Source organism: Polynucleobacter sp. AM-25C3 (genome assembly GCF_018882335.1).
Classification (GTDB): Bacteria; Pseudomonadota; Gammaproteobacteria; order Burkholderiales; family Burkholderiaceae; genus Polynucleobacter.
Genome location: NZ_JACVOS010000007.1, coordinates 52,902 through 67,679, shown reverse-complemented (window position 1 = coordinate 67,679; position 14,778 = coordinate 52,902). Strand labels below are relative to the sequence as shown.

The 14,778-nt window shown below is 47.9% G+C and carries 17 protein-coding genes; 6 read left to right on the top strand and 11 right to left on the bottom strand.

Annotated elements, in window-relative coordinates; translation table 11 throughout:
• Window positions 1–2 precede the first annotated feature (2 nt).
• From panB to ICN12_RS06355, 6 genes are all read right to left on the bottom strand, one after another.
• A complete protein-coding gene (gene panB, locus ICN12_RS06380; RefSeq protein ID WP_216271660.1) occupies window positions 3–818 on the bottom strand; it encodes a 3-methyl-2-oxobutanoate hydroxymethyltransferase in 816 nt (271 codons plus the stop codon).
• Between the two features lie 17 nt (window positions 819–835).
• The gene (gene folK / locus ICN12_RS06375) at window positions 836–1,363 is read right to left on the bottom strand and encodes a 2-amino-4-hydroxy-6-hydroxymethyldihydropteridine diphosphokinase (RefSeq protein ID WP_216271658.1); all 528 of its coding nucleotides are present in this window, start codon (window positions 1,361–1,363) and stop codon (window positions 836–838) included.
• 72 nt (window positions 1,364–1,435) lie between these two features.
• Window positions 1,436–2,836: a polynucleotide adenylyltransferase PcnB gene (gene pcnB / locus ICN12_RS06370; protein WP_216271656.1), complete on the bottom strand. Its 1,401-nt coding sequence runs from the start codon at window positions 2,834–2,836 to the stop codon at window positions 1,436–1,438.
• Entirely contained in the window at window positions 2,833–3,513 is a 681-nt protein-coding gene (locus ICN12_RS06365; RefSeq protein ID WP_216271654.1) for a histidinol-phosphatase, read from the bottom strand. Before ICN12_RS06365 ends, pcnB begins: the two co-directional genes overlap by 4 nt.
• A gap of 6 nt (window positions 3,514–3,519) precedes the next feature.
• Complete coding sequence (gene hda / locus ICN12_RS06360; protein ID WP_216271652.1) at window positions 3,520–4,278, bottom strand: DnaA regulatory inactivator Hda; 759 nt, start codon at window positions 4,276–4,278, stop codon at window positions 3,520–3,522.
• 12 nt (window positions 4,279–4,290) lie between these two features.
• Window positions 4,291–5,280: an AI-2E family transporter gene (locus tag ICN12_RS06355; RefSeq protein WP_216271650.1), complete on the bottom strand. Its 990-nt coding sequence runs from the start codon at window positions 5,278–5,280 to the stop codon at window positions 4,291–4,293.
• 73 nt (window positions 5,281–5,353) lie between these two features.
• Here ICN12_RS06355 and purM point away from each other — a divergent pair, with 73 nt between their 5' ends.
• Window positions 5,354–6,406, top strand: coding sequence for a phosphoribosylformylglycinamidine cyclo-ligase (gene purM / locus ICN12_RS06350; protein ID WP_216271648.1), 1,053 nt, complete (start codon window positions 5,354–5,356; stop codon window positions 6,404–6,406).
• Between the two features lie 14 nt (window positions 6,407–6,420).
• Here the strand turns inward: purM and miaA are convergent, their stop codons facing one another.
• On the bottom strand, window positions 6,421–7,425 hold the full coding sequence (miaA, locus tag ICN12_RS06345) for a tRNA (adenosine(37)-N6)-dimethylallyltransferase MiaA (RefSeq protein WP_216271646.1): 1,005 nt from the start codon (window positions 7,423–7,425) through the stop codon (window positions 6,421–6,423).
• An 82-nt stretch (window positions 7,426–7,507) separates the two neighbouring features.
• Here miaA and ICN12_RS06340 point away from each other — a divergent pair, with 82 nt between their 5' ends.
• The gene (locus tag ICN12_RS06340; protein WP_216271752.1) at window positions 7,508–8,152 is read left to right on the top strand and encodes a VTT domain-containing protein; all 645 of its coding nucleotides are present in this window, start codon (window positions 7,508–7,510) and stop codon (window positions 8,150–8,152) included.
• A gap of 46 nt (window positions 8,153–8,198) precedes the next feature.
• On the opposite strand, the gene ICN12_RS06335 is transcribed toward ICN12_RS06340, so the two are convergent.
• Window positions 8,199–9,041 carry a SirB1 family protein gene (locus tag ICN12_RS06335; RefSeq protein WP_216271644.1) on the bottom strand — a complete coding sequence of 281 codons (843 nt, stop codon included), beginning with the start codon at window positions 9,039–9,041 and terminating at the stop codon, window positions 8,199–8,201.
• A 5-nt stretch (window positions 9,042–9,046) separates the two neighbouring features.
• On the bottom strand, window positions 9,047–10,600 hold the full coding sequence (murJ, locus tag ICN12_RS06330) for a murein biosynthesis integral membrane protein MurJ (RefSeq protein WP_216271643.1): 1,554 nt from the start codon (window positions 10,598–10,600) through the stop codon (window positions 9,047–9,049).
• Window positions 10,601–10,753: 153 nt separating this feature from the next.
• On the opposite strand from murJ, the gene rpsT reads away from it, so the two are divergent.
• Entirely contained in the window at window positions 10,754–11,020 is a 267-nt protein-coding gene (rpsT, locus tag ICN12_RS06325) for a 30S ribosomal protein S20 (protein WP_015421893.1), read from the top strand.
• A gap of 75 nt (window positions 11,021–11,095) precedes the next feature.
• Here rpsT and ICN12_RS06320 read toward each other — a convergent pair whose 3' ends face one another.
• Entirely contained in the window at window positions 11,096–11,410 is a 315-nt protein-coding gene (locus ICN12_RS06320; RefSeq protein WP_216271641.1) for a DUF3579 domain-containing protein, read from the bottom strand.
• A 153-nt stretch (window positions 11,411–11,563) separates the two neighbouring features.
• Between ICN12_RS06320 and argF the strand changes: the two genes are divergently transcribed.
• Genes argF through ppnP form a run of 3 tightly spaced genes read left to right on the top strand, consistent with a single transcriptional unit; the run spans window position 11,564 to window position 14,152 of the window.
• A complete protein-coding gene (argF, locus tag ICN12_RS06315) occupies window positions 11,564–12,511 on the top strand; it encodes an ornithine carbamoyltransferase (RefSeq protein ID WP_216271639.1) in 948 nt (315 codons plus the stop codon).
• Between the two features lie 60 nt (window positions 12,512–12,571).
• Entirely contained in the window at window positions 12,572–13,801 is a 1,230-nt protein-coding gene (locus tag ICN12_RS06310; RefSeq protein WP_215301905.1) for an argininosuccinate synthase, read from the top strand.
• A gap of 45 nt (window positions 13,802–13,846) precedes the next feature.
• The gene (gene ppnP / locus ICN12_RS06305; protein WP_215325668.1) at window positions 13,847–14,152 is read left to right on the top strand and encodes a pyrimidine/purine nucleoside phosphorylase; all 306 of its coding nucleotides are present in this window, start codon (window positions 13,847–13,849) and stop codon (window positions 14,150–14,152) included.
• Window positions 14,153–14,250: 98 nt separating this feature from the next.
• Here the strand turns inward: ppnP and ICN12_RS06300 are convergent, their stop codons facing one another.
• Window positions 14,251–14,706, bottom strand: a complete 456-nt coding sequence (locus ICN12_RS06300) for a DUF192 domain-containing protein (RefSeq protein WP_216271637.1) — start codon at window positions 14,704–14,706, stop codon at window positions 14,251–14,253.
• Window positions 14,707–14,778 lie beyond the last annotated feature (72 nt).

Sequence of the window (14,778 nt, the reverse complement as noted above, 5' to 3'; positions counted from 1 at the left end):
GCTTATCCAGCAAAGCCGTGTTCGGGTCCGGGAAATTTTCCGGATTTCACTTCTCGAACATAGGCTTTGACTGCTGCCTCAATAGAGGCATGACCTTCCAGAAAGTTTTTAACAAACTTCGGCGGCTTACCGGGGCTAATGCCCAGCATATCTTGCAGTACCAATACTTGCCCTGAGCAATCTGCGCCTGCCCCAATTCCAATGGTGGGGATAGAGAGGGACTCCGTAATGTGTCTTCCAAGGGAGGCTGGAATAGCCTCGAGCACAATCATCTGGGCGCCAGCTTGTTCGCAAGCAATAGCTTGTTCCAGCATTAGACTGGCTGCATCTTTAGACTTGCCTTGAACTTTGTAGCCACCCAGGATGTGAACGGACTGAGGTAGCAAACCAAGGTGAGCGCAAACGGGCACGCTACGCTTCACTAAATATTGAATGATGTCGATTTGCCAATCGCCACCTTCGAGCTTCACCATATCGGCACCAGCACGCATGAGTTCTGCTGCTGAATCTAAGGCTTGAGCGGGATCTCCATAGCTAGCGAAGGGAAGATCGGCGATTACAAAAGCATGTGAATTTGCCCGAGCCACACATTCCGTGTGATACGCCACCTGCTCTACAGTTACCGGCGTAGTGCTTGAGTGTCCCTGAATTACATTGCCCAAGGAGTCGCCAATCAGAATGGTCTCCACTCCACAGCGGTTCAACAACGCGGACATCGTTGAATCGTATGCCGTCAGCATCGTTATTTTTTCACCCTCGGCACGCATCGAGAGGAGTTTAGAAATCGTAATTGGCTTTTCGCCTTGCAAGTAACCCATGGCGTGAGTTTAATGAATTAATGCGTAGATTGGCTATAAACGTCTTTTTCACCGCAATTACAGTTGCGGCAAGGGAGTTTTTCAATACGCTGGTCGGCAACTTGAGGCAAATAGGCCTTGAGTTCACCCCAGTTCGGCAAAAAGAAGTCGGGAGCAATTTCTAGGAGTGGCAGCAAGACAAATGAGCGCTCAATGATTTTGGGATGAGGGAGGGTTAACTCAGAATCTCCCTGAGAGACGCCCTCAAAGGACAGAATGTCTAAGTCTAAGGTGCGCGGTGCATTGGTATAGGGGCGCTCACGACCAAATTCTTGTTCAACGGCTTGGCAGACATGCAATAGGCCATAAGGGCTTAGTTGGGTCTCAATCTCAATCACCGCGTTGATATAGTCGCCACCAGCAGCCTGAAAGGGTGCGCTTTGATAGAAACAGCTTTTGGCAATGATCTGGAGTTCACAACGCTGCGCAAGGCAAACAATCGCGTCAGTAATGAGCTGACGCGTGTCACCGATATTGCCACCAAATCCGATAAAAGCTCGAGCCATGCGCATCCCAAACGAGAAATAAAGCGATACGAAACTACGGAAACTACTTTACTGAATTTTTCTCAGGCCTGCTTAGTCTGCTGCACCTTCGGTGGGCGCGGCAACTTTGGCTTTTCTGCGACGGCGTCGCTTGGTAGGTGATGCGCTATTGCCACTCTCGTTCTTGACGCTAGCCATTAAGGCTTCTTGGCCCGTAGGATCTGCAGCAATAAAGCTAGTCCACCACTCACCTAAGGCTGGATTTTTCTCACCAGTAGCGCAACGGAGCAGCATAAAGTCATAACCCGCTCTAAAACGTGGGGACTCAACCAGGCGATAAGGGTAGCGGCCAACACGCTTTTCAAAGCGGGGTTGCATAGACCAGATTTCTCGCATATCACTTTCAAAGCGACGCTGGATGACCATGCCACTGCTTTGGCTGGCAATGGTTTCATCCATCGCATCATGCAGTGCTGGGATATTGGAAACCCCTTTGGCGATATTTTTTTTCCAGTTACTCAGGAGATCTGGCCACAACAAGGTAGCAAACAAGAATCCGGCTGACACACTCTTACCAGATTGAATGCGTTCGTCGGTATTAGCTAAAGCAATGCGAACAAAATCATTCGCCTCTTTAGAGTCTGCTTTGCTGTCCAGAATATGGTCAAGCAAGGGAAGGAGGCCATGGTGTAGTCCAGCTTCTTTTAATCCCTGAATAGCAGCCCATGAGTAACCTGACATGAGGAGCTTGAGAATTTCATCAAACAGTCGCGCTGAAGGAACATCATGAATCAGTTTGCCTAATTTGGCGATCGGTGCGCGTGTTGCTGCATCCAGTGTGAAGCCCGTTTTAGCGGCAAAGCGAATTGCACGCAACATCCGAATCGGATCTTCGCGATAGCGCTTAGCGGGATCACCAATCATGCGCAAGGTTTTCTTCTGCATGTCTGCCATACCGCCGTGATAGTCGAGCACGGTTTCAGTGGCAGGGTCGTAATACATCGCATTGATACTGAAATCTCGGCGCGCAGCGTCTTCATGCTGACTACCCCAAACGTTATCTCGCAAGATGCGGCCATTTTCAGCGACATGCTCTCCAGCGTTCTCCAGTAAGGCTCTAAAGGTGGATACCTCAATGATTTCCGGCTGGCCTTTGCCAAAAAAAGTGACGTGCACAATCTGAAAGCGACGACCAATGAGGCGCGCCTTACGGAAAAGTTTTTGTACTTGTTCTGGTGTTGCGTTGGTTGCCACATCAAAATCTTTGGGGCCAATGCCTAAAGCCAAATCCCGTACAGCGCCCCCCACAATAAAAGCGTCGTAGCCGGCTTGTTGCAGAGTGTGTGTTACCTTTACTGCGTTTTTAGAAAGCAAGTGCGGATCAATGCGATGGGATTTTTTAGGAACCCGTTTTGGGGCACCAGAGGTGTGAGCGGCGGTATGTCGGACCATGGGGTCGCGACGCAAAATACGTTTAATAAATTTGGTAATCATGCAAACAGTTCAAGTATGGGCCAATTGCGTTTTGTGGCTTCGTCACGCAGGCGAGTATCCGGATTAGTAGCAACAGGATTGCTTACTTTTTCCAGGAGGGGTAAATCATTCATGGAGTCTGAATAAAAATAGCTATGTGGCAAGTGATCTAATGCTAAATCTTGACTGGCAAGCCAATCGTGCACTCGTTGAATTTTTCCTTCCCGAAAGTTCGGAATCCCTTTTACTTCGCCAGTGAAATTGGCAAGTGGGTTATCGCCCACGGTAGCGGGTTCGGTAGCAACAAGATGCTCAATACCAAAACTTTCCACGATAGGCCTTGTGACAAAGCTATTGGTGGCGGTGACAACGCAGCAAAGATCGCCAGCATCTTGGTGGCGCTTCACTAGATCAACTGCTTGTTGACGCAACTGGCCGGTAATGACTTCTTCCATGAAGGCGTCATGCCATTCTTTCAGTTGGGCTCGGGAATGTTCTGAGAGTGGCTTTAAAGCAAAGCGAAGAAATTGCTGGATATCGAGCTTGCCATCTTTGTAGTCCTGATAGAAGCGCTCATTTTGCTGCGCATAGAATTTGCTATCCACCACACCAATGCGCGCCAAGAACTGACCCCATTCGTAATCGCTGTCGCAGGGAAGGAGGGTGTGATCTAAATCGAAGAGTGCTAATTGAGTCATTAATATTTATTTGGGCTGCAAGAGCTCTCGTACAAGAGGCAAGGTGACAGCACGTTTTGTTTCTAGTGAGTAAGCATCCAAAGCATCCATCAAGGCCATCAGGTTCGGCATATCCCGATAAAAGCGATTGAGTAGCCAAGGCAGTACATCTGGTGATAAAACCAAGCCACGCGCTTGCGCTGCTTGTTGTAATGCTTGTATTTTCTCATCATCGCCCAAAAGATGGGTTTGAAAGATTAAACCCCATCCCAGGCGGGTACGCAGGTCTTCTCTGAGCCTTAAAGCGCCAGGGGCAGCGTTGCCTGCCATGAAAATATGAACCCCTTTGCTGCCTTGAATGGCGTTCAGAATACGAAATAAAGATGCCACTAAGCGTTCATCAAGTCGATCCACGTCATCCACAGTGATTACAGAGGGTTTATCGCTTGCACAGAGAGTGGATAGGTTTTCTTCTAGGCGCACCCAAGAAATCGGTTCATTGGGGGTAAGAGGAAAGTGCTCCAGCCCTAGTTGCTGAGCGGCGTTACCAATTGCGCTGAGTAAATGGGTGCGACCAGAGCCCTCAGGGCCCCACCAATACATCCAGCGTTGATTTAAGGGGTTCTCACTTACTAATCTTGGGGTGTTCACTTGCCAGGATTTAGCTAAATCCAACAAAGCAGAGTGCAGCGCTAGATTTTCCCCAGCTAAAAAATTATTTAAGCTGGGTGTGGGGATATGGCTGATATCGAGAGCAAATTGCCGTGGCAGTGGAGTGTTATTCATTGCTGCAGAAATTTACTTTTGGTACCACGGGCTTTGGGTATACCGTGACCAGCCATACTGAAGTAGAACCAAACCTACTGCACTGGTTGGCAATGCTAGGAGCACTCCAAAGAAGCCAAATAATTTTCCAAATAACAACAAGGCAAACAGCACGGCAACGGGATGCAGTCCAATCCGCTCGCCCACTAGGCGTGGTGTTAGAAAGAAGCCTTCGATGAATTGGCCGAGACCATACAGCACCAGGACACCAATGATTGCACCACCAGGCCCAAATTGCAGAAGGGCTGCCAAGATCGCCAAGGTGAAGCCTAAGGTGATCCCAATGTAGGGAATCACAATCATGAGCGCAGTGAATACACCTAATGCCACAGCGCCTTTAATTCCAATGATACTTAATCCAGCACTGTAGAAAATAGACATGATGGAAATAACAATCAACATGCCCCTGAGATATTGGGAGAGCAAACCATCGGCATGCATGGCGAGATGGTGAATGGTTTCTTGCGCGCGTACTGGAACAATCGATTTGACTAGTTTGAAAAAATGGTCCCAGTCGATCAATAGATAAAACATCACAAATAGCGTCAGTACTGCATTAACGAATCCGGTAATAACTGAGCTGCCCGACATCAACACTGTTTCTAGTGTGGATGTCATCAACGCATCGGAATTGTCATTTAGGTGTTCAGTAATCTTTTGAGTGGCGCTCGACTTGAGGGTGCTCCAATCCACATCAATTTGAAATTCACTTAACTTGGGCCCAAGCCAAGATTGGGTATTTTGGATCCATTCTGGAAATTGAGCCTTGATGAGGGGAATTTCGGTTTTGAGGAGGGTAATAAACAGGCTCAAAATCAAAAAACACACTCCCAGGCCAATAATCATGGCAGTTGCAGCTGCAGCTGCGCGGGGTAGGCGATGCCTCTCAAGCCACAAGCAAACTGGGCGCAAGGCGTAAGCCAGAATAAATGCAGTCAGAAAAGGGGTAAAAATTTCAGCCATCGTGCTCGAATCCTCTAGAATTCAATGATTCTACCGACCAAGTAGTGTTTTTTACTAATCTTCTATCTCTGCCATGACCTCATCTACTAATTCTTCCTCAAAAGGCCTTTCCTACCGTGACGCTGGCGTCGATATTGACGCTGGGGATGATTTGGTAGATCGCATTAAGCCTTTGGCTAAGAAAACCATGCGTGAAGGTGTGCTAGCTGGGATTGGCGGCTTTGGCGCTCTCTTTGAAGTGCCTAAGCGCTATAAAGAGCCAGTTTTGGTATCTGGTACTGACGGTGTTGGCACGAAGCTGAGACTGGCCTTTGAGTGGAATCGTCACGATACGATCGGCCAAGATTTGGTGGCTATGAGCGTGAATGACATTTTGGTTCAAGGTGCCGAACCCCTCTTTTTCTTGGATTACTTTGCTTGTGGCAAGCTCACTGTTGATACAGCTGCAACTGTGGTTGGTGGCATTGCAATGGGTTGTGAGTTGTCTGGCTGCGCCCTCATTGGCGGCGAAACTGCTGAGATGCCTGGTATGTATCCTCCTGGTGAATACGATTTAGCAGGCTTTGCAGTTGGTGCTGTTGAAAAATCCAAAATCATTACTGGTGCAACGATTACTCCTGGTGATGTCGTTTTGGCAATTGCTTCAAGCGGGGCACATTCCAATGGTTATTCATTGGTTCGCAAAATTATTGAGCGTGCTGGTGCAAAACCGACTGATGATTTGGGTGGACGTCCCTTGGGTGATGTGGTGATGGCTCCAACACAAATTTATGTGAAGCAGTTGCTGAAGTTGATCGGTGAGATCAATGTGAAGGGTATGGCTCACATTACTGGTGGTGGTTTAGTAGACAACGTGCCACGTGTACTCCCAGAAAATACGCAAGCCGTATTGCATCGTGATAGCTGGCAAATGCCAGAGCTTTTCCGCTGGTTGCAGATGAAGGGTGGCGTAGCGGATGCAGAAATGGTGCGTGTATTTAACTGCGGCATTGGTATGGTGGTGATTGTGTCTGCTGATCAGGCGGATGTTGCAATCCAATCCCTCAAGGCTGAAGGTTTACATGCTTGGATTGTTGGCGAGGTTGTAGAGCGTCCAGCTGGTGCTCCACAAACAATCGTTATTTAATACTCGGCAAAAGTCTATTTACCTATGCTTTGCTTGCAATAGTCCAAGGCTGCATTCAACTCAGTTGGATTGAAGGGGTCGAAAGTCTTTCTTCCGGCGATTGCGCGCAACCAAGTCAACTGCCTTTTCCCTAATTGCCTTGTGGCAGCCAGCGCTTTATAACGCATCTCTTCTTGGTCGACTTCGCCATCCAAATATTCCCAGACTTGTCGATACCCAACTGAACGAATAGCAGGCAAGTCCGCATGCAGGTCTGGATTTTTTCTCAGCGCCTCAACTTCTTCTAGCAGTCCTCCGACTAGCATTTCATCAAAGCGTTTTTCTAAGCTCTGATGCAGGCGGGCGCGATCACTGGGCTCTAGGGATATCAGATCAATCCATGTGGGAATGGCTGAGCCCTCTCTACCATCCTCGCTTGGTGAATTTGCCAGCAGTTCAGACAAGGGTTTGCCAGTGATTTCGTAAACCTCTAATGCACGTTGTACGCGTTGAGAGTCATTGGGCTGTAAGCGTGCAGCGGTAACGGGATCTAATTTAGCGAGTTCAGTATGCATTGCAGGCCAGCCAATCGCTTTACCTTGCTCATCTAGGCGGGCGCGAATTTCTGGATCAGCTGGTGGCAGGGAAGAGAGGCCATGCGCCCATGCGCGCCAGTAGAGCATCGTGCCACCCACTACAACAGGAATATTTCCGCGACCACGAATTTCTTCACACAGTCGCTTAGCATCATTTGCAAAGCGCGCTGCAGAGTAGGATTCAGTTGGCTCTAGGATATCAATCAGGTGGTGTTGAACTGCTACTTGCTCTGCTTTGGTCGGCTTAGCGCTTCCAATATTTAGTCCGCGATACACCAAGGCGGAGTCCATGCTGATTAATTCAACGGTTTGACCAATGGATTTCGCATGTTCCGCTAATGCCATTGCGAGATAGGTTTTGCCTGCGCCTGTAGGGCCAACAATACACAGTATTGGCGCTTGATCAGGGGCATGCTTAGGCTGAATGTGGGGTTCAGTATGCATCCCCCATTATAGGAATGAAATGACGCAATCTGTATTGCTAGCCTGTTAATATCCTTGCAACGAATACCTGGAGCACGATTTGATCGACACCTTATTGCAGTTAGGCGATTTGCTATTACACATTGATCGTCATTTGGACGTGGTGATTCAGCAATACGGCTATTGGGCTTATGGCTTACTTTTTGCTATCGTTTTTGCGGAGACCGGATTAGTTGTAGCTCCATTTTTGCCGGGTGACTCATTGCTATTTATTGCCGGGGCCTACTGTGCTACTGAGCATTTTAATCTCTGGACTTTATGCATTGGATTGCTAATCGCTGCCATTGCTGGAAATACCGTGAACTACTTCATTGGCCGCTGGATCGGCAAAAGAATTTTTGCTAGCCAATCGCGCTGGATTGATCAAGCAGCTTTGCGCAAGACCCATTCTTTTTATGAGAAACACGGCGGTAAAACAATTATCGTGGCACGCTTTCTGCCAATCATCCGCACCTTCGCACCATTTGTGGCGGGTGTATCGGAAATGAATTTCTCGCGCTTTCAGTTATTTAATATTACTGGTGCACTTTTGTGGGTATTTGGACTGGTGGTGGCCGGTTACTTCTTTGGCAATATTCCCATCATTCGCCAGAACCTCAATGTCATCGTATTGATTGGTATTGGCGCAGCCGCTATTCCGATTGTGATGGCTGCTGTGTACAAACTCTTTCAGCGCAAAAAGAAATAAGCGCCAGCAATCAGCAATCCTTTTTGAGATTGCTGAACTTGAGTGCTTAATGCAGTTTAGTTTGGCTCTCGAGTGTAGCGATGTGCTCACGTATATCTGCCGCATCCTCTGCACCTGGCATCTCGCTTAAATATTGATGTAGGTCGGCTATAGCGGGGCGCACGTATTCAAGCTGGGCAAAGATTAAACCGCGGTCGCGAATTTCTTCATTCGAGTCTGGCAACAAAATCACTAGACGCTCCTGAATGCCGAGTAAGCGCTCCCAACGCTCGTCTTCTGAATAAATCATTTTGAGATTTCTCATAAAGCGCGAGAGAATTTCTCGAGAGCTAGAGGCGCGCAAGAAAATATTCAGAGGCAGGCTGAGTTCGCCGCGATAGCCTTTAGCGTCAAGGTAGGGGTCTAACATTTCCTGCAATTGATTCTTGGATAGCGAGTCACCGGTCAATGGGTCCATGATGATTTCACCTTGTTGCAAGGAGATGCGCATCATGAAGTGATTCGGGAAAGAGACTCCGCGAATATTCAAGCCAACCTGTTGGCCTAACTCCATCATTAGGATGGCTAAGGAGATTGGGATACCACGGCGATTATCAATGATCTGGTGGAGATAAGAATTCTCGGGCGCGTAGAAATCATTGGAATTAGGACCAAAACCCAAGTCGTTGTAAAAGAAATGCTTTAACAATTGCAGACGCTGAATCGGTGGGGTATCTGGGGTAATTTGTTTTTTGAGCTTATTGCCCCATTGATCAATCTGATCGAGCGCTCCCTGCACATCCAGGTCGGGATAGGCATGCTGTGCAACGGCTACCGCAGCCTCAGTTAAAGGGAGGTGTTCGTCTTCAGCAACTAAGGAGGTGAAATAGTCGAGTTGTTGTGTTGGCATATCAGCTATTTTGCATGACGCAGGAATTTTTGCCAGCGGATACCCACAAGGCCTAGGGCTCCAAAGTAAATCACTGCAGCGGCAGCAAGCCAAGCGGCCAGCAACCCAACCCTAGTCCAAGGAGTTTGCTGAAGTGCAATCCAATCATGCGCAGTCGCTGCGTAATACAGCAGGAATGAGAATGGAATTAAGGCAAGCAGTAACTGGCTCAAATACTTTAACCATGCAGCGCTGGGGAGGGCGCCACGACGATGCAGGCCTACCCACAGCAATGTCGCATTAAGGCAGGCGCCAGCACCAACTGAAAGAGCTAATCCGGCATGCCCGAGCCAAGGAACAAAAACCAAGTTGGCCAACTGCGTGGCTACTAAAACCAACAAACCAATTTTGACTGGTGTACGAATGTCTTGGCGTGAGTAAAAGCCTGGAGCCAAGATCTTCACCAAAATCAAGCCAATCAATCCAACTCCGTAGGCTGCCAATGCGCGCTGCGTCATCAGTACGTCTAGGGCGGTAAATTTACCGTAGTGATACAAGACTGCTGCAAGAGGCTCCCCAAAAATAAAGAGGGCAATTGCGCAAGGGGCGGCAAGTAAAAAGGTGAGTTGCAATCCCCAGATCAACAGTTCACCAGCATGAACTAAGTCATTTTTTGCATTTGCTTTACTCAGGCTTGGTAGTAAGACTGTTCCTAGCGCGACACCGAGAAGTGCTGTTGGAAATTCCATTAGGCGGTCGGCATACGAGAGCCAAGACACGCTACCAGTTTGTAAGCGAGAAGCAATATTGGTATTAATGATCAGTGAGATCTGAGCAACAGACACTGCAAAAACAGCCGGCCCCATTAATTTCATGACCCGTCTAGCGTCTGGATTTTGGATAGCGGATTTGATTGCGCCTGGCAATAGACCAACCCTGGGCAATAAGCCTAGGCGAGAAAGTGCCGGAATTTGAATTGCCAACTGCAGTACGCCGCCCAAAAGAACCCCGATGCTGAGGGCATAAATCGGTTGATCCAGATAGGGTGCCAAAAAGATGGCGCTGCCAATAAGGGCTAAATTGAGTAAAACTGGGGTAAATGCCGGAATAGCAAAGCGGCCAAAGGTATTCAGGATTCCGGCTGATAGGGAAACCATGGAAATGAGGCCGATATACGGAAACATGATTCGGGTCATGACTACGCTTGCCTCATAGGCTGGACCGCCTTCAAAGCCTGTAGCAATGGCCAGAATCAACAGGGGGGCGCCAACGACCCCAAGGAGTACTGTGAGCAGCAAAGCCCAGAATAAGAGCGTGGCAACGGCATTTACGAGGATTTGGGACTGTTTTACGTCGCCTTGGCTGGAAATTTCTCCCAAAATGGGCACGAATGCCTGGGAAAAGGCGCCTTCGGCGAAGAGTCGGCGCAGCAAATTGGGTAGTCTGAAGGCCACATTAAAGGCGTCAGTCCACTCCGAGGCCCCAAAACTACGGGCAATCAGGGTTTCCCGGAGGAGTCCAGTAATCCTGGAGAGCATCGTGAGGGAGCTAACCTTGGCGGCAGCAGAAAGCAGATTCATGGGCTAATTTTCCCCTATTTATCAAGCGGCTGGGCTTTTTTAGTCCTTTAATGTAAAATCTTGGGTTTTGGTGAGTCAGCTTACAAATTTGGCGAACCCACACAGAATTTTAGTTAACCGTATTTTGTATTTTTTATATAGCAAGGTTTAAAGATGGCCAATACCGCACAAGCGCGTAAACGCGCACGGCAGGCAGTAAAACAGAATGAACACAACTCTAGCTTGCGTTCAAAGCTCCGCACTTCCATCAAGGCAGTTCGTAAAGCAATTGAAACTGGCGACAAGGCTGCTGCAGCTAAAGTGTTCGCAGCAACTCAATCAACAATCGATAAGATTGCTGATAAGAAGATTGCTCACAAAAATACTGCATCACGTCAGAAGTCACGTTTGTCTGCAGCTATCAAGGCAATGGCAGCGTAAGACTTATATAGTTTTAGGCAGGCTCTAGAGTGATCTGGGCCTAAGCCCGCTCCTTATCAGGGCGGGTTTTTGTTTTTAGGACTGGGATTGCGAATTCGGTTCGAATTCGCAGGCTTCTTCGATTGGCAGGCTGTTGTCTTTGGCAAAGTTAATGACAAAGTCGAGTGCTCTCGGATCAAGCTCTCCTAGTCTGGTATCAATAACAACGCATTTCACTTTTGCAATTACCACTGGTCTGACATAGGGCGAGTAAGTGAAGCGGGGGTCGCCAGCATCGCCTGGCGGGCGAAAAGTGGCCATTACCCCGCAAAGACGTTCGGCCCAGTCACTGGGACGAAAAGGTTTGCCAGAAGTTGTAATGCCTTGAATGAAAAGCTTTTTGTGGTTCAAGTTGGCGTAGAAATCGTTGTAAGAAATAAGTGTTGCTCAGCCCTCTAGCTTAACAGTCTGAGAAGGCCTTAGGATGACTTTAGGAACTATTTTCGTGCAGTTCGATGCCCCAAACAAAAAATGCAAGCTAAAACTCTAGTAGAAAGCTCAACAATGACATCATTGGCAAAGCCTCAAGTGCCTGGCCAGGTTAAGCATTACTTGCAGTTTGCTGACCTGACACGCGAAGAGTACGACTATTTGCTCAAGCGCTCCGCATGGCTCAAGACCAAGTTCAAGAGTTATGAGACTTGGCATCCCTTGCACGATCGCACTCTGGCGATGATTTTTGAGAAGCATTCCACTCGTACTCGCCTCTCCTTTGAGGCGGGCATACACCAGCTTGGTGGACATGCCGTATATCTGAACACCCGCGACACCCAGCTGGGTCGTGGAGAGCCTGTGGAGGACGCTGCACAGGTGATTTCAAGAATGACTGACATCATCATGATCCGCACCTTCGGTCAAGAGATTATTGAGCGCTTTGCAGCCAATTCTCGTGTGCCTGTCATCAATGGCCTTACCAATGAATACCACCCCTGCCAAGTATTGGCCGATATCTTTACCTTTGTAGAGGCGCGCGGCCCAATCCAGGGCAAAACAGTCGCTTGGGTAGGTGATGCCAACAATATGGCTTACACCTGGATCCAGGCTGCCGAATGCTTGGATTTCCAGATTCGCTTCTCTGCGCCGGTCGGTTATCAGTTAGATGCCTCTCGATTGACTGAAAAGGCTTTGAAACACCTGACTGTTTGTGCTGATCCAAAGGATGCTTGCAAAGATGCTGATTTAGTAACAACTGATGTCTGGACCAGCATGGGTTATGAGGATGAGAATACTTCTCGTATGACTGCTTTCAAAGACTGGATGGTTGATGAAGAGTTAATGGCATTGGCTAAGCCGGATGCATTGTTCATGCATTGCTTGCCAGCACATCGCGGTGAAGAAGTGTCTGCTGAAGTGATTGATGGTCCTCAAAGCATTGTTTGGGAAGAGGCAGAAAATCGCTTACATGTTCAAAAGGCCTTGATGGAATACTTGCTCTGCGGGCGTTTGGATTAATTTTTTTTAAGTAATTTATCTTGGTAAGTTGTTAATTAATTTTTTGATTGAATAAAAATCATGTCTGATATTAAAAAAGTAGTTCTAGCGTATTCCGGTGGTCTTGATACCAGTGTAATCTTGAAGTGGCTTCAAGATACCTATCAATGCGAGATTGTTACTTTTACTGCTGACTTGGGTCAGGGTGAGGAACTTGAGCCAGCGCGTGCTAAAGCCTTGCAGTTCGGCATCAAGCCAGAAAACATTTTTATTGATGACTTGCGTGAAGAGTTTGTGCGCGACTTTGTATTTCCTATGTTCCGCGCCAATACCATTTATGAGGGCGAGTACCTGTTAGGCACTTCCATCGCGCGTCCATTGATTGCCAAGCGTCAAATTGAGATTGCTCGTCAGACTGGTGCGGACTCTGTATCGCATGGTGCGACTGGCAAAGGTAATGACCAGGTACGTTTTGAGCTGGGTTACTACGCACTCGAGCCAGGAATCAAAGTAATTGCTCCCTGGCGTGAGTGGGATCTCCTCTCTCGTGAAAAATTGATGGCCTATGCAGAAAAGCATGGCATTCCAGTTGAGATGAAGCATAAGCAGGGCGGGTCACCTTATTCAATGGATGCCAATCTCTTGCATATCAGCTACGAAGGTCGTCACCTCGAGAACCCGAATGCGGAGGCAGAAGAATCGATGTGGCGTTGGACGGTATCTCCCGAGAAGGCTCCTGACGCCCCAGAAATTATTGAAATTGAATTCCGCGCTGGTGATCCAGTGGCAATTAATGGCAAAGCTTACAAGCCGCATGAGTTATTGGCTGAGCTCAATCGCATCGGTGGCATGCATGGCATTGGTCGTCTTGACTTAGTCGAGAACCGCTTTGTTGGCATGAAGAGCCGTGGCTGTTATGAAACCCCTGGCGGCACTATTTTGTTAAAAGCGCACCGCGGTATTGAGAGTATTACTTTGGATCGTGAAGTAGCTCACCTTAAAGATGATTTGATGCCACGCTACGCCAGCTTGATCTACAACGGTTTATGGTGGGCGCCAGAGCGTCTGGCTCTGCAAACCTTGATCGATCACACGCAACAGATGGTCAATGGTGTTGTGCGTCTGAAGCTTTACAAAGGATCTGTATCGGTGATCTCACGTGACTCGGCGAATACTTTGTTTGATCAGACAATCGCCACCTTTGATGATGACGGCGGTGCTTATAACCAAGCGGATGCCGGTGGATTTATTAAGCTCAATGCTTTACGTATGCGGATTGCTGAAACTGCAAGACGCAAGCGTGCCAAATAATTTAGACAAACAACAAGCTAGTAATTCAAATTAGAAAGAATAAAGATGCAATTTGATCAAGTATCTGTAGGCAAAAAAGCCAATGTATTTTTCGATGGCAAGTGTGTATCCCATACCGTAACTTTGCCAAATGGTATTCGTAAGTCTGTTGGTGTAGTGTTGCCAAGCACTTTGCGTTTTGACCTGAGTACTAAAGAGATCATGGAGGTGGTCGATGGCAATGCTTTTGTTAGTATTAACGGTGCTCCAGAAGTTGAGTTCAAGGCCGGTCAAAGCTGGGAAGTGGAGAAGGGTGGTTATTTCATCATCCGTGCCGAGTCTCCAGTGCACTATGTTTGTCACTTTGAATAATTGAGTTTATTAGCAAGGGGATAATTTCTCTTGCGCCCAAAAGCAAACGCAGACTGAGGTCTGCGTTTTTTGTTTTATGACTACGGGCAGGCAGCCTTTTATTTCTTGGGTAAGCCCTGAATGATTGTGCCTGGCACAATCACCCTTTCTGAGAACCATTGCTTATTCATCTCAAGCGCATAACGCACAGCCGCTTTAGGGCAGTGGTTGTTGGTAGTCTCCGCTTGCATCTCTTCGATGTTGACGATCTTGCCGTCATCGGCAATGAAGGCAATCGACAGTGGAATCTTGGTGTTGTTCATCCAAAAGCAATGGCCTGCCTTTTGCTCGAAGATAAAGAGCATCCCTGAATTTGTTGGCATGCTGGTGCGATTCATGAGCCCAACTTCACGCGCCTTTGGCGTATCAGCTATTTCCGCCTGAATGCGGTAGATTCCAGCCTTGAGTTCAATGGTTGGTAGACCAACATTTTGCTGTGCAAAAGCAACGGCTGAAAAGATGCTGGCGATCACTGCAAGTGAGGAGGTGAATAGTTTGATGTTGGGTAAACGCATAGTGTTTTAATTGGTATGTGTGGGTGAGGGTAATTCTAAGGCAGGGCTAATGAAGTCAGAAAATGCAGACGA